This is a genomic window from Bacillus sp. PS95, from assembly GCF_037963565.1.
In the GTDB taxonomy this organism is placed as follows: domain Bacteria; phylum Bacillota; class Bacilli; order Bacillales; family Bacillaceae; genus Bacillus; species Bacillus subtilis.
In genome coordinates this window covers 4,096,046-4,116,096 of sequence record NZ_CP150160.1, presented here as the reverse complement: position 1 = coordinate 4,116,096, position 20,051 = coordinate 4,096,046, and the positions used below count along the sequence as shown (strand labels likewise).

19 protein-coding genes are annotated in these 20,051 nt (G+C 43.4%); 14 read left to right on the top strand and 5 right to left on the bottom strand.

What is annotated here, in order from left to right; genetic code table 11:
• Positions 1-148: 148 nt before the first annotated feature.
• Entirely contained in the window at positions 149-832 is a 684-nt protein-coding gene (locus tag NSQ12_RS21350; RefSeq protein ID WP_024573086.1) for a response regulator transcription factor, read from the top strand.
• A complete protein-coding gene (locus NSQ12_RS21345) occupies positions 829-2,295 on the top strand; it encodes a HAMP domain-containing sensor histidine kinase (protein WP_212059499.1) in 1,467 nt (488 codons plus the stop codon). The genes NSQ12_RS21350 and NSQ12_RS21345 overlap by 4 nt, the downstream gene beginning before the upstream one ends.
• Here NSQ12_RS21345 and rocR read toward each other — a convergent pair.
• Positions 2,277-3,662: an arginine utilization regulatory protein RocR gene (rocR, locus tag NSQ12_RS21340; RefSeq protein ID WP_029318546.1), complete on the bottom strand. Its 1,386-nt coding sequence runs from the start codon at positions 3,660-3,662 to the stop codon at positions 2,277-2,279. The genes NSQ12_RS21345 and rocR overlap by 19 nt on opposite strands.
• A 237-nt stretch (positions 3,663-3,899) precedes the next feature.
• Between rocR and rocD the strand changes: the two genes are divergently transcribed.
• The 3 genes from rocD to rocF all read left to right on the top strand — a co-directional run bounded on the left by rocD (position 3,900) and on the right by rocF (position 7,695).
• Positions 3,900-5,105, top strand: coding sequence for an ornithine aminotransferase (gene rocD / locus NSQ12_RS21335; protein ID WP_024571526.1), 1,206 nt, complete (start codon positions 3,900-3,902; stop codon positions 5,103-5,105).
• Between the two features lie 222 nt (positions 5,106-5,327).
• Positions 5,328-6,731 carry an amino acid permease gene (locus tag NSQ12_RS21330; RefSeq protein ID WP_003242721.1) on the top strand — a complete coding sequence of 468 codons (1,404 nt, stop codon included), beginning with the start codon at positions 5,328-5,330 and terminating at the stop codon, positions 6,729-6,731.
• A gap of 73 nt (positions 6,732-6,804) precedes the next feature.
• Entirely contained in the window at positions 6,805-7,695 is an 891-nt protein-coding gene (gene rocF, locus NSQ12_RS21325) for an arginase (RefSeq protein ID WP_003226959.1), read from the top strand.
• A gap of 235 nt (positions 7,696-7,930) precedes the next feature.
• On the opposite strand, the gene NSQ12_RS21320 is transcribed toward rocF, so the two are convergent.
• A complete protein-coding gene (locus NSQ12_RS21320) occupies positions 7,931-8,047 on the bottom strand; it encodes a Phr family secreted Rap phosphatase inhibitor (protein WP_076457346.1) in 117 nt (38 codons plus the stop codon).
• Positions 8,048-9,145, bottom strand: a complete 1,098-nt coding sequence (gene rapG / locus NSQ12_RS21315) for a response regulator aspartate phosphatase RapG (RefSeq protein ID WP_029318547.1) — start codon at positions 9,143-9,145, stop codon at positions 8,048-8,050. It abuts the gene before it with no gap.
• 110 nt (positions 9,146-9,255) lie between these two features.
• Here rapG and NSQ12_RS21310 point away from each other — a divergent pair, with 110 nt between their 5' ends.
• From NSQ12_RS21310 to fdhA, 6 genes are all read left to right on the top strand, one after another.
• Complete coding sequence (locus NSQ12_RS21310; RefSeq protein ID WP_003226965.1) at positions 9,256-9,726, top strand: GNAT family N-acetyltransferase; 471 nt, start codon at positions 9,256-9,258, stop codon at positions 9,724-9,726.
• A 141-nt stretch (positions 9,727-9,867) separates the two neighbouring features.
• Positions 9,868-10,605, top strand: a complete 738-nt coding sequence (locus tag NSQ12_RS21305; RefSeq protein ID WP_015715046.1) for a YiiX/YebB-like N1pC/P60 family cysteine hydrolase — start codon at positions 9,868-9,870, stop codon at positions 10,603-10,605.
• Between the two features lie 10 nt (positions 10,606-10,615).
• A complete protein-coding gene (locus NSQ12_RS21300) occupies positions 10,616-11,779 on the top strand; it encodes a hypothetical protein (protein ID WP_217024022.1) in 1,164 nt (387 codons plus the stop codon).
• A gap of 15 nt (positions 11,780-11,794) precedes the next feature.
• Positions 11,795-12,043 (top strand): DUF2651 family protein, encoded by a 249-nt coding sequence (locus tag NSQ12_RS21295; protein WP_069703567.1) that lies wholly within the window; start codon positions 11,795-11,797, stop codon positions 12,041-12,043.
• Between the two features lie 104 nt (positions 12,044-12,147).
• Positions 12,148-12,318 (top strand): hypothetical protein, encoded by a 171-nt coding sequence (locus NSQ12_RS21290; protein ID WP_069703568.1) that lies wholly within the window; start codon positions 12,148-12,150, stop codon positions 12,316-12,318.
• Positions 12,319-12,380: 62 nt separating this feature from the next.
• Positions 12,381-13,607, top strand: a complete 1,227-nt coding sequence (gene fdhA, locus NSQ12_RS21285) for a formaldehyde dehydrogenase, glutathione-independent (protein ID WP_080477776.1) — start codon at positions 12,381-12,383, stop codon at positions 13,605-13,607.
• Positions 13,608-13,640: 33 nt separating this feature from the next.
• On the opposite strand, the gene NSQ12_RS21280 is transcribed toward fdhA, so the two are convergent.
• Positions 13,641-14,054, bottom strand: a complete 414-nt coding sequence (locus NSQ12_RS21280) for a hypothetical protein (protein ID WP_043858394.1) — start codon at positions 14,052-14,054, stop codon at positions 13,641-13,643.
• Positions 14,055-14,238: 184 nt separating this feature from the next.
• Between NSQ12_RS21280 and NSQ12_RS21275 the strand changes: the two genes are divergently transcribed.
• From NSQ12_RS21275 to NSQ12_RS21265, 3 genes are all read left to right on the top strand, one after another.
• On the top strand, positions 14,239-14,409 hold the full coding sequence (locus NSQ12_RS21275) for a CxxH/CxxC protein (protein WP_003219122.1): 171 nt from the start codon (positions 14,239-14,241) through the stop codon (positions 14,407-14,409).
• An 80-nt stretch (positions 14,410-14,489) separates the two neighbouring features.
• Positions 14,490-14,969, top strand: a complete 480-nt coding sequence (gene rlmH, locus NSQ12_RS21270) for a 23S rRNA (pseudouridine(1915)-N(3))-methyltransferase RlmH (RefSeq protein WP_003226975.1) — start codon at positions 14,490-14,492, stop codon at positions 14,967-14,969.
• Between the two features lie 710 nt (positions 14,970-15,679).
• A complete protein-coding gene (locus NSQ12_RS21265) occupies positions 15,680-17,545 on the top strand; it encodes a hypothetical protein (RefSeq protein WP_032676938.1) in 1,866 nt (621 codons plus the stop codon).
• 266 nt (positions 17,546-17,811) lie between these two features.
• Here the strand turns inward: NSQ12_RS21265 and fbp are convergent, their stop codons facing one another.
• Positions 17,812-19,737 (bottom strand): fructose-1,6-bisphosphatase, encoded by a 1,926-nt coding sequence (gene fbp / locus NSQ12_RS21260; protein WP_088272599.1) that lies wholly within the window; start codon positions 19,735-19,737, stop codon positions 17,812-17,814.
• Positions 19,738-20,051: the final 314 nt, after the last annotated feature.

Sequence of the window (20,051 nt, the reverse complement as noted above, 5' to 3'; positions counted from 1 at the left end):
TGAAAATCAAATGAGGGCTGGCTGAAAACTTGCTGAATTCAGCTGATTTTTAGGGAAGATTCAGTTTGTTTTCAGTTAAAAACGAATAATAGGAGGGGAAGGGAAAAAACTAATCAGAGGTTTATGCCAACTAAGGAGAGAGCACAGCATGAATAGGATGAAAGGCATCAAGATTTTGCTCGTGGACGATGAACCGGCGATATTAGATTTTTTGACAATGGGTCTTGAAAATGAAGGCTTTGAAGTGAAGACAGCAGCTGACGGAATGACAGCGATGAACACCGTAAAGACATTTCAGCCGCATGTGGCCATCTTGGATGTGATGATGCCCGGAATGGATGGACTGGAAGTATCGAGGATGATGAAAAAAACCGGCCATACCGCCGTTATTATGCTTACGGCCAAGGATGAGGTGGGGGTTCGGGTAAAAGCGCTGACAGAGGGCGCTGATGATTATATGATCAAACCCTTCAGCTTTGAAGAGCTGCTGGCGCGAATCTATGCGAGAATTCGGGATCACTTTCCCAACCTGTTTGAAGAATTCGCGCTCGGTCCGTTTCGAATTGATGATCGGCGCAGAGAAATCCGCTATCAGGAAGAGGTGCTCAAGCTTTCAGCAACAGAATACGAGCTTTTAAAGTTTTTGGTGCTGAATCACGGCCTTGTGCTCAGTAAAGCAAGGATTCTGGATAAAGTATGGGGGTATGATTTTTACGGAGAAGAGAATATTGTTGAAGTGTACATTCGATCCTTGCGGGAAAAATTGAATGACAAAAAGCATGAAGTGATCCGAACGGTTCGGGGTGCGGGCTATCGGGTGGATATTGAATGAAAAAACGATTCAAAACACTGCGCTTTCAGCTTTTATTCCGTTCATTATGCATTCTCGTTCTTCTATTGGTGTTTGTCGGCGCTATGCAATATGTGTTTGGAAAACGCCTCTTATATGAAAACCGAGCTGTCAGCATTCAAAGTTATATCAACTCAACGGAGCCAACCATCTGGAATAATATTAAAACATACAAAAGCCATCCCGACAGCTCGGAAAAGTCAGATGGTGCTGTCCGTCCCGCCTTTATCTATCCGGGCGTGACCATTGTTTTTATCGATAAGAAAACAAAAGACAGTACGGTATTGTCGACCGATCCATATGCGGGAGCACCGCCAACAGTGAAAAAAAGTGTATATGATGAGGCATTAAAAGATACGATGGCCTTGCATTACAAAATCACGAAAAATGAATCCGGCGAGGAAGTGCTGATTGTGTTTCAGGCTATTACTATTGATGGAAAAGAAGCAGGCGTGATCCAAATGAGTACTTTAACAGAACCACTGAAGGACGTACTGCTCCGGCAAATCAGCATTTATTCCACGCTCTCGCTGGTTGCGCTCCTGCTCGGGCTTTTCACGTTCTTGCCTGTGGTCAGACATACGCTTAAACCGTTATCACAAATGGTACATATGATGGGAGATATTAATGCAGGAAATTTGAATAAAAGGCTTCCTGTATATCAAAAACAAATCGAAATTGATACGCTTGCCATTTCGTTTAATCGCATGCTGGAGCGGATTGAAACGTCATTTAAAGCAGAAAAAGAGGCGAAGGAGCGCATCCGGCAATTTGTATCAGACGCTTCACATGAACTGAGGACACCTTTAACGTCGATACACGGCTTTATCGAAGTGCTGCTGCGTGGCGCCGCGCTTCAGCCTGAGCAGAGAGATAGGGCGCTGAATAGTATGTATGAAGAGTCGAAGAGAGCCACTCGGCTGATAGAGGATCTGTTGTTTTTAGCAAAAATTGATCGGGTGCCGAGCTTTGAAATGAAGAGAGGAAATCTCGATGCGCTCATAAGGGAGATGGAGCCGCAGCTCAGTCTGCTTGCGAAAGAAAGAAGGCTGCAGCTGTGGCTTGAGGATGATGCTGAAGCGGTGTTTGACAGAGATAAGATGAAACAGGTCATTTTGAATTTGGTTTATAACGCGGTGCAGTATACAAATGAGAAAACCGGTGCCATCACCATCTCTCTGCAAAGAGGCAGTGACGGCGTGAGGTTGATGATAGCGGACAACGGCACAGGCATCGCGCCGGAGCATTTGCCGCATTTATTTGACCGGTTTTACAGGGCAGACCCATCCCGCTCCCGAAAATATGGAGGTTCGGGATTAGGCCTTGCCATAACGAAATCGATTATCGACAGTCACAATGGGACGATTGAAGTGAAAAGTGAAATCGGCAGAGGCACTGTATTTATGATCAGGCTTCCTGCACCAGTTCATTCGTCAGATGAGTGAGAAAATTTCTTCAGCCGGTATTGAAGGCTTTGTCTGCTGATGCCAAGTTCCTGAGCGGCTTTCGAGATGTTATGGCCGTGTTTTCTTAACACGTTCTCTATCACATATTTTTCGAAGCTTTCCATTTTTTCTTTTAAGTCCGCGGCCGGCTGGTGTCTTGGTGTTTCAGGCTCTGGGATGTCAGCCGGCTTGATTTTCATGCGGTATTGATAGGGCAGATGGGAAGCCGTAATCGTTTGCTCGTCCGTCATGAAATTCATTGCGCCTTCGATCATATGCTCAAGCTCGCGAATATTTCCCGGCCAGTCATAAGAAAGGAAAAATTGCTTCACGTCATCGCTGATGTGTTCAACATTCATTTGGAATAGATGGTTGTTTTTCTGGATGAACTCCGATGCGAGAAGCAAAATGTCTTCTTTTCGTTCCCGAAGCGGCGGGATGATCAGTGTGACGACACTCAGCCTGTAATACAAGTCCTTCCGCATTCGTTCGCCTGCAATTGCATCAATTGGGTCTTCATTCATCGTGGCAATAATACGTACGTCAATCGGTGTATCCTTTGTCGAACCGATGCGCCTGATTTTCCGTTCTTGAAGGGCGCGCAGCAGCTTCGCCTGAAGGCTGAGATTCAGCGAGTTGATTTCATCTAACAGCAGCGTCCCGCCGTGGGCTTGTTCAAACAGGCCGGGCTGGTCGACAGCGCCGGTAAACGCGCCTTTTTTCGTTCCGAACAAGATGCTTTCCACAAGGCTGTCTGGCAGTGCCGCACAGTTTTGCGAAATAAACGGGCCGCCAGAACGATCGCTTCCATTATGGATACTTTGCGCGAACAGTTCTTTTCCCGTGCCGGTTTCGCCTGCTAGAAGGACAGATGATGACGTACGGGTTGCCCGCTTGGCGTTTTCGATGACGTCTTGAATGGCCGGACTGGTGCCGAGAATACTGTCAAACGTATAGGTTGTGCTGCCTTTTTTGTTCATATTCTCCCTGATCAGCCGTTCAAGCTTTGTCACATCCTTGGCAATTTCAACAGCGCCCCTGATTTTGCCGTCTTGGACGATGGGATATGTATGATTGATCGTCGTAATTTCCTGGCCTTTATTATTGAAATAGCTCTGTTTGACGTTTTTAATCGTCTTGCCTTCCTGAAGAGCCTGTACCAGTGTGCTGTCCTGCTGCTTTGAAAACATAAACACATCCATCAGGTTTTTATTCAAGACGTCATGCTTCTCCATATCTTCAATCTGCATCATTTTATTGTTATAAACGATTGTGTTTCCATGCTCGTCTACCACGTGCAGGCCAACATCGATTTCATCTAAAATGCTCTGAAAAACCAATGTGAGGAATTCGCTGTCTTTGACCACTGTATGAACCTCCCTCAGTTTTCTTAATATTGCTTCTATTTTATAAAAAAATGGAGAGGATATGCAAAAGAATTTTGCACTTGCTGGAATTTTTGCTCGAAATATCAGAATGTTTTTGCACCTTGTCCTCGAAAATTGTAGAAAACACACGAATTCTTGATTTGGCACAGAACTTGCATTTATATAAAGGGAAAGCAGGATAACATGTTGAAACAGAAAACAAGGGGGAATTCAAATATGCCAGCTTTATCTAAATCTAAAGAAATTATTGATCAGACGTCTCATTACGGAGCCAACAATTATCATCCGCTCCCGATTGTTATTTCTGAAGCGCTGGGTTCTTGGGTAAAGGACCCGGAAGGCAATGAATATATGGATATGCTGAGTGCTTATTCTGCGGTAAACCAGGGGCACAGACACCCGAAAATCATTCAGGCATTAAAGGATCAGGCTGATAAAATCACCCTCACGTCACGCGCGTTTCATAACGATCAGCTTGGGCCGTTTTACGAAAAAACAGCTAAACTGACAGGCAAAGAGATGATTCTGCCGATGAATACAGGAGCCGAAGCGGTTGAATCCGCGGTGAAAGCGGCGAGACGCTGGGCGTATGAAGTGAAGGGAGTAGCTGACAATCAAGCGGAAATTATCGCATGTGTCGGGAACTTCCACGGCCGCACGATGCTGGCGGTATCTCTTTCTTCTGAAGAGGAATATAAACGAGGATTCGGCCCGATGCTTCCGGGAATCAAACTCATTCCTTACGGCGATGTGGAAGCGCTTCGACAGGCCATTACGCCGAATACAGCGGCATTCTTGTTTGAACCGATTCAAGGCGAAGCGGGCATTGTGATTCCGCCTGAAGGATTTTTACAGGAAGCGGCGGCGATTTGTAAGGAAGAGAATGTCTTGTTTATTGCGGATGAAATTCAAACGGGTCTCGGACGTACAGGCAAGACGTTTGCCTGTGACTGGGACGGCATTGTCCCTGATATGTATATTTTGGGCAAAGCGCTTGGCGGCGGTGTGTTCCCGATCTCATGCATTGCGGCGGACCGCGAGATCCTAGGCGTGTTTAACCCTGGCTCACACGGCTCAACATTTGGCGGAAACCCGCTTGCATGTGCAGTGTCTATCGCTTCATTAGAAGTGCTGGAGGATGAAAAGCTGGCGGATCGTTCTCTTGAGCTTGGAGAATACTTTAAAAGCGAGCTTGAGAGCATTGACAACCCGGTTATTAAAGAAGTCCGCGGCAGAGGGCTGTTTATCGGTGTGGAATTGACTGAAGCGGCACGTCCGTATTGTGAGCGTTTGAAGGAAGAAGGGCTTTTATGCAAGGAAACGCATGATACAGTCATTCGTTTTGCACCGCCATTAATCATTTCCAAAGAGGATTTGGATTGGGCAATAGAGAAAATTAAGCACGTGCTGCAAAACGCATAAATCCGCACCATGGCGGGATATTCACTTCGTTTGTATAAATTTACAACAGAAAAATCAGCACTCCCTATTTGCTCAGCTACAGTATTTTAGTATAATGTATCTTTATGAGAAGAAGTGAATTTTATATTAAATAGATAGAGGCTCTTTGGACAGCAAACTGGGATAGCACCATGCAGATGTTCCAGCTTAGATCCAATACAAGTTGCTGAAGGGGTGCAGAATGTGAATACAAACCAAGATAACGGAAATCAGCTCCAGCGGACAATGAAATCGCGCCACTTGTTCATGATTTCATTGGGCGGAGTGATCGGAACCGGTTTCTTCCTTGGAACCGGGTTTACCATTAACCAAGCGGGACCGCTCGGCGCGGTTCTGTCCTATTTAGTGGGCGGCTTTATCATGTTTTTGACGATGCTCTGCTTAGGAGAGCTGGCAGTCGCCTTTCCTGTGTCGGGGTCCTTCCAGACCTATGCCACGAAATTTATCAGCCCGGCTTTCGGGTTTGCGTTCGGCTGGCTGTACTGGCTCGGCTGGGCGGTTACATGCGCCATTGAATTTTTATCAGCGGGGCAGCTGATGCAACGCTGGTTTCCGCATATAGACGTGTGGATCTGGTGTCTGGTCTTTGCGGCACTGATGTTTATTTTAAATGCGATCACCACAAAAGCCTTTGCGGAATCTGAATTCTGGTTCTCAGGCATTAAAATTTTGATTATCCTTTTATTTATTATTCTCGGCGGAGCTGCCATGTTTGGCCTGATTGATCTGAAGGGCGGAGAGCAGGCGCCGTTTTTGACACATTTTTATGAAGACGGGTTATTTCCGAACGGCATAAAGGCAATGCTGATTACGATGATTACCGTGAACTTTGCGTTTCAGGGGACTGAGCTGATCGGGGTTGCAGCCGGAGAAAGTGAAGACCCTGAAAAAACGATTCCACGGTCAATCAAACAGACAGTATGGAGAACGCTTGTGTTCTTTGTGCTTTCAATCATTGTCATTGCCGGCATGATTCCGTGGAAACAGGCTGGAGTCGTGGAAAGTCCCTTTGTTGCCGTATTTGAGCAAATCGGAATCCCATATGCAGCTGATATCATGAACTTTGTTATTTTAATCGCACTGTTATCTGTTGCGAATTCAGGTTTATACGCATCGACACGTATTCTGTACGCGATGGCGAATGAAGGACAGGCCTTCAAAGCGCTCGGAAAAACAAATCAGCGCGGTGTACCGATGTACTCGTTAATCGTAACGATGGCTGTGGCCTGCCTATCACTTCTGACAAAGTTTGCGCAGGCTGAAACTGTATATATGGTACTGTTATCTTTGGCGGGCATGAGCGCGCAGGTCGGCTGGATTACAATTTCGCTTTCCCAAATCATGTTCAGACGCAAATATATCCGTGAGGGCGGGAAGATAGAAGATTTGAAATTTAAAACACCGCTGTATCCGGTGCTTCCGCTGATCGGCCTAACGTTAAATACGGTCGTGCTCATCAGTCTTGCATTTGATCCGGAGCAGCGTATCGCGCTGTATTGCGGCGTACCGTTTATGATCATTTGCTACATCATTTATCATGTCGTCATTAAAAAACGCCAGCAGGCGAATCGTCAGCTAGAGCTTTAAAAACGTTGTCCGTAAGTCATCTTTGTTAGAACCCGCATAGGACATTATCTTAAATGTTGAGGTGGAATCACAGATGGATAAAACGATTTCGGTTATTGGAATGCCAATGGATTTAGGACAAGCACGACGCGGAGTAGATATGGGCCCGAGTGCCATCCGGTACGCTCATCTGATCGAGCGGCTGTCAGACATGGGGTATACGGTTGAGGATCTTGGTGACATTCCGATCAACCGCGAAAAGATCAAAAATGACGAGGAACTGAAAAACCTGAATTCCGTTTTGGCGGGAAATGAAAAACTCGCGCAAAAGGTCAACAAAGTCATTGAAGAGAAAAAATTCCCGCTTGTCCTGGGCGGTGACCACAGTATTGCGATCGGCACGCTTGCAGGCACAGCGAAGCATTACGATAATCTCGGCGTCATCTGGTATGACGCGCACGGCGATTTGAATACACTTGAAACTTCACCATCGGGCAATATTCACGGCATGCCGCTCGCGGTCAGCCTCGGCATTGGCCACGAGTCACTGGTTAACCTTGAAGGCTACGCGCCTAAAATCAAACCGGAAAACGTCGTCATCATTGGCGCCCGGTCACTTGATGAAGGGGAGCGCAAGTACATTAAGGAAAGCGGCATGAAGGTGTACACAATGCACGAAATCGACCGTCTTGGCATGACAAAGGTCATTGAAGAAACCCTTGATTATTTATCAGCATGTGATGGTGTCCATCTGAGCCTTGATTTGGACGGACTTGATCCGAACGACGCACCGGGTGTCGGAACCCCTGTCGTCGGCGGCATCAGCTACCGGGAGAGCCATCTGGCTATGGAAATGCTGTATGACGCAGGCATCATTACCTCAGCCGAATTCGTTGAGGTTAACCCGATCCTTGATCACAAAAACAAAACAGGCAAAACAGCAGTAGAGCTCGTAGAATCCCTGCTAGGGAAGAAGCTGCTGTAATAAGAAAACCCCCGCACCCGCGGGGGTTTCAGCGTGTCGACAAACCCTCGCATTCGTTGTCAGGCCTGCGCTTCGGTGCTCGCGAATTTCAAACATTCGCTGCGCTCCAATGCTCGTTCTTCCTAGACTTCAAGGGTTTTCAATCACGCTGAAAAGATGAAAGAATCCTAAAACTACAAACCGTTTTAGGATTCTTTCGTTAAATTGAATCCCCGCACCCGCGGGGGTTTTTCATTTATCCAATCATTTTCTCAGCGACTTTCATTTCCTGTGAATGGGTTTGATGGTCTGCAATAAACCAACCTGATAAAATCACCGCTACGACGCCTGCGCCAATCAGAAATCTTTTCATTTATATAACCTCCGTTCGTTTAATCAGTTCTTCAATTTGTAATGCTTCATAAAAAAAGTGGGCAGCTTCTTTGTAAAGCTCAAGTTCCCTATACCGTTCGCCAGCCAAAATGGAAAGTTCTCTTACACTGTCATACTCTTTCTTGGACAACAAGTCATCCATATGTTGTTTGCATAAGTGAAACGTTTCCGCATGACCCCCTTCTGCATAAATGGCATATAAAATGTCTATTTTTGCCTCACATATTCTATTCGGCTCAGTATTCAATTTTTCCTTCACTTCTTGGTAATAAGATAAGGCCTGTTCTTTCTTTTTGATCTTAAACAGCTCTCGTATCAGCAGGTAGGCAGAATGATAATAATAGGCGGAGCGGGCATACTCTTCGTTCCGTAGAGCCTCCTCTAATTTCGAAACCGCTTCTTCTGATTTGCCGCTTTGCGCATGAAGAAGGCCGAAGTTATGCAAAAGCTGGGCTTCAAAAAAATGATCCTCTAATTCACTCGTGATCCGAATTGCTTCGTCCAAATAAGCCTCAGCTTCTTCAAACTGGCTCATCTCTGTAAAATTGCCTGACATGGTAATCAGGGCTGAAGCCAGCTTCTTTTTATAATCGGTTTCTTCCCTGAACGTTTTGACCGCTTGCCGTGTATGATTGAGGGACACAATATTTTGTCCCAGCTTATAATAAAGCTTTCCGACCTTCAGGTGAAATTCAGCTTTCTCAATCGGATCGGGAATGTTGTCGAGATACTGCTCTGCATCTTTATACAGCCCAATGGCAATGTCATAATTATTTTTATAGGCCTCATACATGCCTTCAAACAGAAAAAAGTAATATTTCAGCATGTCAGACGTAGCATTCATATGAGAAGGCTCCTCATGCTGAAAGCCCTGTCCTCTCGCCTCGTGAAGCAAAACCTTGTGGCGCAGTTCCAATAAGGAGAAGTAGGCAAGCACCTCCTGATCCTCTTCCATGTCATCCAATAAAGGCTTCACTTCTTCAAATAAACGGGAGGATTCTTCAACTTCATGTTTCTTGATGGCAAGGTACCAATCGTTGAGCATGCTAGCGATTTCTGCGGGTGCGATCTTATTCATGTGAAACTCCTTTCTCTAGTGACTTATCAATCTCAGTTGCTTATTCTGATAGTAACACCTCTTTCTATTTTATGTAAAATCCTCTAGTCAATATATGAAGGAGAGATGATATGACAATCATGCTGACCCCAATGCAGTCAGAAGAATTTCGGTCTTATCTCACATACACAACAAAGCATTACGCGGAAGAAAAGGTAAAAGCGGGAACATGGCTGCCTGAAGATGCACAGCTTTTGTCTAAGCAGGCGTTTACTGATCTGCTTCCGAGAGGGCTGGAAACACCCCATCACCATTTGTGGAGCCTCAAGCTGAATGAAAAGGATACCGTTGGCTGGCTCTGGATACATGCTGAACCGGAGCATCCGCAGCAGGAAGCGTTTATTTATGATTTCGGGTTATATGAACCGTATCGGGGAAAGGGCTACGCAAAGCAAGCATTGGCGGCATTAGATCAAACGGCACGCAGCATGGGAATCCGCAAGCTGTCCCTTCATGTCTTTGCCCATAATCAGACGGCGCGAAAGCTATATGACCAAACCGGATTTCAAGAAACAGACGTAGTGATGAGCAAGAAGCTTTAACGAAAAGGGCCTGATAAAGGCCTTTTTCTGTAAATGATTTCTAAAAATTCTGTAAATAACCTAGTTACTTTCCTTATTTTCCTAATATAATGTGGGTGAGGAAATTACCTTTCCTACACTCACAAGAAAAGAGGAGATGTAATGAAGTTGAAGAAACGAGTGTCGATGTTTTTGGTAGCGCTTACAATGTGTGGCGGCCTGTTTGTTTCTCCCGCCAAAGCCGTAAAGACCACAAATTATGCTGAAGAAATCGCCGCACTGCAGCCAGGCACGACACCGGAAGAAATCATGAAATCTGCCAGCCAGATTGCCAAACAGCAGCACGTAAAGCAGGACGTTATCCTAAAACAGTTCTATAAGGAAATCACGGCTGATAAAGCAGAAGGAGACCGGCTCGCCAAGGAAAGCGGCATGTCTATCATGGGCGGGTCGTCCGGCACGAAAAAACTCCCGACAAGCGCGAAAGGCAATATCTATTACACGAACTCCTACACAGCCTACTACAATCATGGCCACGTCGGCATGTACTCCGCTGCTGACAAAATTGTTGAATCTGTCCCGGGCGACGGCGTCAGGCAGATCGCTTATAATGCCAGAGACGTGGAAGACAACTCCATTGTGCAAACCGTCAGCGTATCCTCATCTCAAAAAACAGCTGCTGCCGACTGGGCGGTATCAAAAGTGGGCGACCCATACTCATTTAACTTCGTCAATAACAGAAATACCGGCCATGACGGCGCCAAAAACTGTTCAAAGCTCCTATGGTCTGCCTTTTTGCTGAAAGCAGGGATTGATATAGACAGCAACGGAGGCTTAGGCGTGTATCCGCGCGACATCACAAGTTCTTCGTATACGACAACTATCATGACCATTTACTAAGGAGAAGGCTATGAAAAAGTGGATGATTACCATCGCCATGCTGATTCTCGCAGGAATCGCACTATTTGTCTTCATTTCTCCTCTCAAAAGCCATAAAACCGTAAGTCAGCAGGATCTCAGAAACCCCGATTTCCTGGATGACAAAGAAGTCCTGCTGTATTTTTCATCCTCTGCAGATCAAGATGCATTTGGCGGCGGGAAAAGCTACGCCCTGTTTATCAGCCAGGACGGGACGCTGTCTTCCTTTAAGATGAAGGGCCTTGAGCTGGGCTCAGCCGAGGTTCACGGCGACAGTGTGATGCTGGAGGACAAAAACAAAATTTATACGATCAAAAACGGTCTGCGCTCCCATAAAAGAACCTATCAGCACACAGGCGACAGCGCAGGCTTTCTGCAAAACACGGACGGCTTTTACACCTTATACAACTCCGGTTACGACAAAAAGAAAGAAGGATACCGCTCAGAGCTGTACCGCCAAATGGACGGAGAGTGGAAAAAAGACGTCATCCCCTACTACATCCGAGCCTCCGGTTTTCATGACGGCGCCATTTACGCACTCGTCCCGACAGCTGACGAAAAAGGCTATGAGCTCCTTCAGATTCAAGCGGATCAGAAGAAGCTCACTTATCACACGATAACGGAATGGCAGTACCGGGAAGGAGCCTCAGTCGAATCCCAGCTTGCCGTGGACGACCAAGCTGTGTATGTCATGGTTCGCGGCCAAAAAGCCCACAATCTCTATCAAATGGTCAAGATTAACAAAAAAAGCGGCAAAGTCGAGCTGCATGACATCGCCGAATACAAAAACGACGAACAAACGATATACAGCTCCATGCCCTTCAGCTTTAAAAACAGCTTTTTCCCGTATGACGGGAACCTGTATTTCATTGACGGCTTCGGAAAGGTACACAAAATCGATGCCAAGACAGGAAAAACAAACATCGCCTTCACCCTTTCCCAGGACAAAATGAAAGCCGATTTCAAAGAAATCATCCAAAAAGGCAGCAGCCTCTATTTCTTCACATACACGTATAACAAGCCTGCCTACATTGAACAGTACAGTTTGAAAACCGGAAAGAAAATGAAAGAAAAAGAGATTAGGAAGGTAAAGGATGTCGTGACGCCGAAGAGTCATTTGAAGCTGTATGATGTTGAGGTAATGAAGAGGTTTTAAGGCAAGGAGGTTAGTATGGGAGCCATCGCCGTTTTATTTATCGTTTTTGGTTTTCCGATCATCGCAGGTGTATTTGGTATAGCGGGTCATTTTTTATTTAAGAGATTTTGGGTGGCACCGCTCATCGTTCTTATCACGAGCTTGATATTGTTATTTACGTTAGCTTCGGGCAATAGCTCATTCATGTTTTGGGTTGTTATGTATACGGCGATTTCGTTAGTAACCAGTATTGTCACATTATTTCTCAGGAAATTTTTTAATTGATCTCTAATTATGAAGAGACTGGTGTGAAGTCTCTTTTTTTGTTGAACCGAAATTTGCAGAGGATTTTGGGTATGGTTTAGAAACGAATCTAAAGGAGGAATTACATGCGCACCAAACGGGTTTTTCTTCTGGCAGTTATGATCAGCCTGGTTTCGGCCATTACTGTATTCCTGTTAAATGGATGTAAAGTCGACTTTTTAGACATCCTCGGAACTATTATTGGCTGCTTTCTTGGCATATTTGTTGTTATAAGAATACAGAAAAAACAGTCGTGAGAAAGGGAAAGAGTCATGCCGAACCGAAGTCATGTTCAAGGACGGAGAGTCCAAACACATGAATGGGAGGAATGGCGTTGACAGGAAACAAAGCGGTTGTGTACAAAGGCAAAGGGACTGTAGCGGTGGAGGATATCGGTTATCCGGAGTTAATCTTGAGGGACGGGCCCGGCGTCCCGAAGGCGAATGTGAATCGAAAATGTGAGCATGGGGTTATTCTCAAAGTCATTACAACCAACATTTGCGGAAGCGACCAGCATATGGTCAGAGGCCGCACAACGGCGCCTGAAGGCTTGGTGCTCGGGCATGAAATTACCGGAGAAGTCATTGAAACGGGGCGTGATGTCGAATTTATCAAAAAAGGCGATATCGTATCCGTTCCTTTCAATATTGCCTGCGGACGCTGTGTGATGTGCAAAACGCAGAAAACGCATGTGTGCCTGAATGTCAATCCGGACCGGCCGGGATCGGCTTACGGCTACGTCGATATGGGCGGCTGGGTCGGCGGCCAGTCTGAATATGTCATGGTGCCATACGCTGATTTTCAGCTTTTGGTATTCCCTGATAAAGAACAGGCGTTAGAAAAGATTCTCGATTTGACCATGCTGTCCGACATTTTCCCGACCGGCTTCCATGGAGCTTATACAGCGGGCGTGCAAACAGGTTCAACCGTCTATATCGCGGGAGCGGGGCCTGTTGGCTTGGCAGCTGCACACTCCGCTCAGCTCCTAGGCGCCTCAACCGTGATTGTCGGCGATCTGAACGAAGACAGACTGGCACAGGCGAGAAGCTTCGGCTGTGAAACGGTCAACGTGCAAAAACACGACCGCCTCGGCGAGCAAATTGAACAAATACTAGGTGAACCAACCGTTGATGCCGCAGTGGACTGTGTCGGCTTTGAAGCATCCGGACACGGCAATCAAGGAGAAGCGCCTGCCGCCGTGCTGAACTCAATCATGGACGTCACCCAGGTCGGAGGCAGCCTTGGCATTCCAGGCTTATACGTGACCGAAGATCCCGGTGCAAAGGATGCGGACGCCAAAACAGGCTCACTAAAAATCCGCTTCGGACTCGGCTGGGCTAAAGCCCACACCTTCGTCACCGGACAAACACCCGCCATGACATACAACCGCAATTTGATGAAAGCGATCCTGAGCGGCAGAGCGCAAATCGCAAAGGCCGTCAACGCCACTGTCATTTCTTTGGACGACGCGCCAAAAGGCTACAGCGTCTTCGACAAAGGCGCAGCCAAAAAATTCGTCATCGACCCGCATGGAACACTGAAGTAAAAGAAAAAGCCGGACGTTCTCAGAACGCCGGCTTTATTGCTGGTAATCCGTTTCTTCAAAGCGGTTTCCCTTTTCATCCTGTACAATGAATTCCCCTTCGATTTTGTCCAGTCCAATCAAAATATAAGGGTTTTTCTCATTTGCCGTAGGAGCAGGTTTTCGTTTCACAGTTACAATCGTTTCTTTAGGCGAGAATTTGACGTCTGACACTTCAAGCTTCTTATCTTTCTCGCTGCTTCCGAGAGACACAATAACCATTTTTCTCCCTTCTAAAATGGTGAAGACTTGGTATCCTTTCACGTCATCATGCATTTGGAGATAATTAGCGTATATTTCTAAGTCTGGACTGCCTTCACCGATTCGATCCTTCTCCAACACCCAATAAGACGGCTGACACCCAGCAAGCAGCAACATGATCACAAAAAGCCAAACCCATCTAAAGCGCAAATGCAAACCTCCCCACACATCGGTTACATCCAAACTAACACACGAGCGAAATAGAGTCATCAACAGCTTGTTTGTCGAATTGTGGATAAAACTCAGCCCGAAGCACTACTAACATGTGAATAAATAGGTTATATTGAGAAGAGAACATTTGTAAAAATGGAAGAAAACATCGGAGGATTTGAACATGAAACAAGCGTATTATTCCTGTGAAGAACACATCGAAACGGTGCTGGATATGTACATAGACGACCACGAGCTGCCGCCCGAAATCAGAAAAATCGAACATACTAACAGTTTATCCACAGCCTGTGAATTATGTGGAGACCCCGCAGTATATATAGTGGGGAACGAATGATCTTACACAAAATACAGAAAAGATATCCACAATTGTGGACAACATATATGAATAACTTGTTTTTAAAGTGGGGATGACCTGTGAATATCAATATTGTGACAATCGGAAAACTAAAAGAAAAATACCTCAAGCAAGGCATTGAAGAATACACCAAACGACTTTCGGCCTACGCAAAAATCGACATCATCGAACTCCCGGACGAAAAAGCGCCGGAAAACCTAAGCGACCAGGACATGAAAATCATAAAAGACAAAGAAGGCGACCGCATCCTATCAAAAATCAGCCCCGACGCCCACGTCATCGCCCTCGCCATCGAAGGAAAAATGAAAACATCCGAAGAACTAGCCGATACAATAGATAAGCTGGCTACATATGGAAAAAGCAAAGTCACCTTCGTCATCGGCGGATCACTCGGATTGAGCGACGCGGTAATGAAGCGAGCGGATGAGAAGCTGTCATTCTCGAAAATGACGTTCCCTCATCAGTTGATGCGGTTGATACTTGTAGAGCAGATTTATCGGGCTTTTCGGATTAATCGTGGGGAGCCGTATCATAAGTAGAGGCAAATATTGTTTTAAGAGTAAGGTATTAATCCATTGTTAGAGTGGGTATTAAAAGTGTGTTTTCATTATCCATTTCACGATACAACTCAATCTTTAAAGGATGAATTTTAAGTTGTCCGTATTGGATGGCTATTCTGCAAATAGCTTAATTGTGTTTCTTATTGAAGCATAGAAGAGTTTGATTATTTATGGGGGATTTTAAAAAGTTAGAACCGGTGAGGTAGCAAGGAAATTTATCAAAAGTTACTTTCCAAATTATGAATGGAGTTTTATGCTTATTACGAATGAAATGAGCCACTATGCGTAGTTTAGAGCCACCGATTACGAAAATAGAGAGCCACTAATAGTACAAATCTCTTCAAATAATAGAGACAGAGCTACAGCCACAGCGGAGCCGCTAGCCATTGACTGTAATGTGTGATTAACATTTACTAGAAGTGACGGAGAGCCCACCGGCAAATGTTTTAGAATCGGTTTGTCAGTATGCCTTTGGATAATAACAGAACTTAAAAAAACCAAACCACAAGAACAATTTTCATAAGGACCAACCTTATCTTTTATTCGTATAAATTTACTCCAATCATATCTTGAGCTTCTATAATAAATATGTGATAAACATTTCAATACAAATGGGTAGTCATTGTAAGAGAAAGACATTTTTAAGCATAGCTCTAAATTTTTCAAGAATATGTAAAGGAAGATTGGAATTGAAGAAATTCAAACATAGAATTAAAGGATTTAAGCACTCTTTAATAAGAGGAAAAAATTATTTAGATTTAAAGATGAAATTTCCTTTATTTAAGTCTGTGATGGTTATGTTCAAGTCCCTTGAAATTATTACCCTATTAACATATATTGGGTTGATCCTTCAATTAACAAGAGTTATAAACTTTGATTTTCTACAAAAAATACTGTCTTACATACCTGTAACTAATTCTGAAATCAATACCAGACTTGTAATAGCCCAAATAAGTATAACTTTTTTAATTCTTTCCTTATTCTCTCTTATCTCAAATATAAAAAAAGAAAAGATTTTAGGAACTTCAATTTATAGCGTAGCTTTTTCAAATTCGGTAATAAGCAATATTCTATTACTAACACCGTTCATATTTGTTCTTTTATTTATAAATTTATACTTGATGATGACTAAATCTGATTCAGGGAGTATTGTCTTCTTATTTCTGTCTTCAATGATAGCAATAACAATTTTAATTCTAAGAGTTATTACTTATACTAATTTTAAACAGTTAACAAGAAACAAGATTATCACACTATATTACTTGGAAAATAGAAAAATTATAAAAAAGCATGCAAAAAAATCATATGACCCAACTTATGAGCTGTCTAGTAATCTATTTGAATTAGTTAACGATACAGTGGAAAGAATTTGGCGTGATGATATAGAATATAAAATGAATTTAATGGTTTTCGAAAAGATAACAGATCTTTCATTAAAGAAATATGGAAAAGAAATACAGGAAAATCATACGGAGATGTTGAATAAACCTGATATAATCTCTTTATGGTCTAATTGTATTAGTGAATTAGTAAAGAAAACAAAAATATCTGACGCCCTAGATCAGTACAACCGAATGTTAAGGATTTTCATTAAAAATGAGATAGTAATTTCTTCATATGAAATCGGGAATCATTTTAAAGAAATTATGGACCTCGTAACAATTTCTAAAAACGAAATAACTTCAACGCAATACAAAGAAATAAAGAGAGCTATGAAATTAAGTATGGAGTATTGTTTTCTTTTATTAAATAACGATCTATCTTATACACGACTTGGAAAATTAAAAAGTGGTTTATTGAGTGTTTGGGGAATTTATGGGAGATTCTTTGTAGATTATTATAAGATTCTGAGTAATAAAGGCGATTTGTCTTCTAGTAAGCATTACTACTCCAATATTATAATTGAGTACTTTGAAGATATAAGGACAATGTCAATCGAATTTTCCTTTCCCCGCCATTATTTTATAAATTCTAAATTGAATAAAATAGCGAAGGATATCAGGAACCAGTATGATGGTGAATTATCACTGGCAGGAATTCCTTTAAGTGCACTACTAATAGAATTGATAAAGGAAGAAAATAAAGGAAGGTTATTATATTTCTTAAATGATTTTAACAACAAGTCTATTTACTTTGCGTGTCTTATTGTTGCAGGCAAATTAACTGATTTGTTAAGGAGTACTAACGACATAGTTGAATTAGAAAAAGTAAAATACTACTTAAAACTCATTTTAGCTAAGTTGCTCGAATGGGAATACTATAATCTAAAGTACAATATTCATATAATAAAAGAAACCCTTTTAAGAACACATATTTTCCCCTATTCTGACATATGGTTATTTGAAGAGCAGTTTGAGGATATAAAGAGAGTTAAAAGTGCTATTGAAATGAAAAGGCATAAAGTTGATGTACCTATAATGCAAATAAAAGATTCAGCTATAAGGGAGCTTTTTGCTTTGATGAAGGACATAAATATATCTACCTTAAATAAAGAAGCAAGAGAAAAGCAGTTGGAAATTACTAAAGAAAAGGGAATACTGTATAGATTGAGATAAAATATTGGATTGCGGAATTAATGTACATACTATAAGACATAAGTATTTTCAAAGCATGTTTAGCATGCTTTTTTATTTTTGTTTTCAATTAGAGTATACTCTGTCCAAGCAGATTATACATATAGTATTATTGGTGAAAAATATGTTCAACCATACCTGTTTAATTCTATATGTTAGAACATTAAGACTCGTTAGCGATTTGCTGTATTAAGTGAAAAACCGCAAAAAAAGAGCCCAGAGAAAGTCATCCCTGAACCCCACATCCCTCACTTCATATACCGATACTCCCGCAAACTCTCCAAAATCGCAACTTCCTGCAACAATTCCTCACCAACATTCGTTTCCTTCACTTTCTTCCGCTCAAGCTCTTTGTCCACTAATCGTTTGACCGTTAAGACGTCGGTTCCGGTGCTTAGGACTTCTGCCTTGGAATTGAAGTGTTTATGGGCGACGAGCTGCATGCCGTAGGAGTTGTATAGCAGCGTGTAGCCGGCGATGCCTGTTGTGGATTGGTAGGCTTTGGAGAAGCCGCCGTCGATGACGATCATTTTTCCGTTTGCTTTGATTGGGTCTTCTCCTTCGATTTCTTTTACAGGTGTATGGCCGTTGATGATATGGCCGTGATCTGGATTGAGGCCGAATTCTGCCAGGATGTTTCGGCAGGTTGCCTCGTCTTCTCGTAAATAATAATACGGGTTTTTCTTCTCTTTATGCGTTTCCTTCTCTTTGATGAAATAGCGCTCAAATGTCGTCATGGCGCGTTTTCCGAAGAGGGAGGAGTATTCGCCTGTCCATAAATACCAAGCCATATCTGTCGCCAGGTCATCGGTTTCTTCCGGGTGGGCAAAGGCTTCCCGCAAGAATCGTTCAAATACATCGAGCAGCTCACGGCCCGCATACGGTTTATCCTCAATCATCATCGTTTCCATATTGCCGTTTTCATCAACTGGAATACAGCCGTGAATCAACAGGTTGCCGTTATATTTTAAATAAAGGCTGCCTTTTTTCATCATAAAATTCATATGGCGGCCCAGCTTTTCGGAATGCTGGACAGAGAATAGCAGCTTGTCTATGACTTCTGCTTCTTCTTCTAATAGCTGATCTGGCTGCTCCGGATTAATCGTCGCAAAGCAGGTGTTTTCCAGTTGATATGTTTTTCCGTTCAGCGTGATTTCATTTTTGTCATAGTCTATTTTCTCTAATAACAGCCGCTCTTCCATATTAAAGTTCGGCCGTCTCTTGATAATCGGGCTCTCAAGCTTGAATTGGATCATGGCAATCGCTTGATGGATTTTTGTGATTTGCTTAATCTCATCCTCTGGCCTGTTTTCGTCTGCTTTTGGACGGAACGCTGGATTATCATCATAATATTTTTCGGCCAGGTTCAGCAGCGGTCTCAGGTTGATGCCGTACACGTCCTCAATAATATCCAGGTTGTCGTAGCGGGCACAGATGCGGATAATATTGGCCAGGCACACTTTGGAACCGGAATAGGCGCCGATCCAAAGGACATCGTGATTTCCCCACTGAATATCGACAGAATGATAGTTGATCAGTTCTTCCATAATTCTATCCGGCTGCGGGCCGCGGTCATAAATATCGCCGACCACATGCAGATGGTCGACCACCAATCGCTGAACGCTGTAAGCAAGGCCGGTGATCAGCTTATCGGCTTGGCCAAGCTCAATGATCTGATCAATGATTTCGGAGTAATATTGCTCCTTGTTGCCAGCTTGTTCTGTTTTGTATAACAGCTCCTCCGTAATATAAGCAAATTGGGCAGGCAGTGCTTTGCGTAATTTGGAGCGGGTATACTTGGAGGAGCAATATGAAACGAGCTTAATCATTCGATGAATCGTTTCTTTATACCACTCGTTTAATGCTGCTTTCGCATCAAAGTCATGTTTGATTAACTTCAGTTTGTCTTCCGGATAATAGACCAATGCTGCTAATTCATCAATTTCTCTATCGTAAATGACACCGCTGAAGATGTCGCGTATCTTCTCTTTGACTCGTCCTGAACCATTACGCAGTACGTGCTGAAATGCCTGATACTCCCCGTGCAGATCACTGACAAAATGCTCGGTGCCTTTTGGCAGGTTCAGTATCGCTTTCAAATTGATGATTTCTGTTACCACTTTTTCTTCACAATCGTATTTTTGTGCGAGTAGATCTAGGTACTTGCTTTCCAAAATCGTCCATCCCCTTTTTAGAATAAACCCCTATTTATGAGCATGTGCATGATAAGGTGAATTTAAAAGTATGACATTATTTTTAAACATTGGACCTTTATATGATAGTACCGCATAACTGCTTTTAGAGACAATTAAAACGAGAGAAAGAGGTGCCAAATGGGGTAAGCAAGAGCTTAAAACAGCTTTTCAGTACAGGTTGGTTTGGGGTAAGATTGTTTGCCTCATTTCTTCCACTTAAAATCTGTATATCCCTTAACTAGTGTAGTCAATATTGATGTTTTACTTTTCATTACGAAGCTTTAAATCAAACT

Coding starts and splice junctions, on each gene's coding strand:
- rapG (WP_029318547.1), bottom strand. CDS start 9,145: ATGAATAAGATCGCACCCGCAGAAATCGCTAGCATGCTCAACGATTGG.
- NSQ12_RS21345 (WP_212059499.1), top strand. CDS start 829: ATGAAAAAACGATTCAAAACACTGCGCTTTCAGCTTTTATTCCGTTCA.
- rocF (WP_003226959.1), top strand. CDS start 6,805: ATGGATAAAACGATTTCGGTTATTGGAATGCCAATGGATTTAGGACAA.
- NSQ12_RS21275 (WP_003219122.1), top strand. CDS start 14,239: ATGAAACAAGCGTATTATTCCTGTGAAGAACACATCGAAACGGTGCTG.
- NSQ12_RS21295 (WP_069703567.1), top strand. CDS start 11,795: ATGGGAGCCATCGCCGTTTTATTTATCGTTTTTGGTTTTCCGATCATC.
- fdhA (WP_080477776.1), top strand. CDS start 12,381: ATGGGAGGAATGGCGTTGACAGGAAACAAAGCGGTTGTGTACAAAGGC.
- NSQ12_RS21290 (WP_069703568.1), top strand. CDS start 12,148: ATGCGCACCAAACGGGTTTTTCTTCTGGCAGTTATGATCAGCCTGGTT.
- NSQ12_RS21310 (WP_003226965.1), top strand. CDS start 9,256: ATGACAATCATGCTGACCCCAATGCAGTCAGAAGAATTTCGGTCTTAT.
- NSQ12_RS21350 (WP_024573086.1), top strand. CDS start 149: ATGAATAGGATGAAAGGCATCAAGATTTTGCTCGTGGACGATGAACCG.
- NSQ12_RS21305 (WP_015715046.1), top strand. CDS start 9,868: ATGAAGTTGAAGAAACGAGTGTCGATGTTTTTGGTAGCGCTTACAATG.
- NSQ12_RS21300 (WP_217024022.1), top strand. CDS start 10,616: ATGAAAAAGTGGATGATTACCATCGCCATGCTGATTCTCGCAGGAATC.
- NSQ12_RS21320 (WP_076457346.1), bottom strand. CDS start 8,047: ATGAAAAGATTTCTGATTGGCGCAGGCGTCGTAGCGGTGATTTTATCA.
- rocD (WP_024571526.1), top strand. CDS start 3,900: ATGCCAGCTTTATCTAAATCTAAAGAAATTATTGATCAGACGTCTCAT.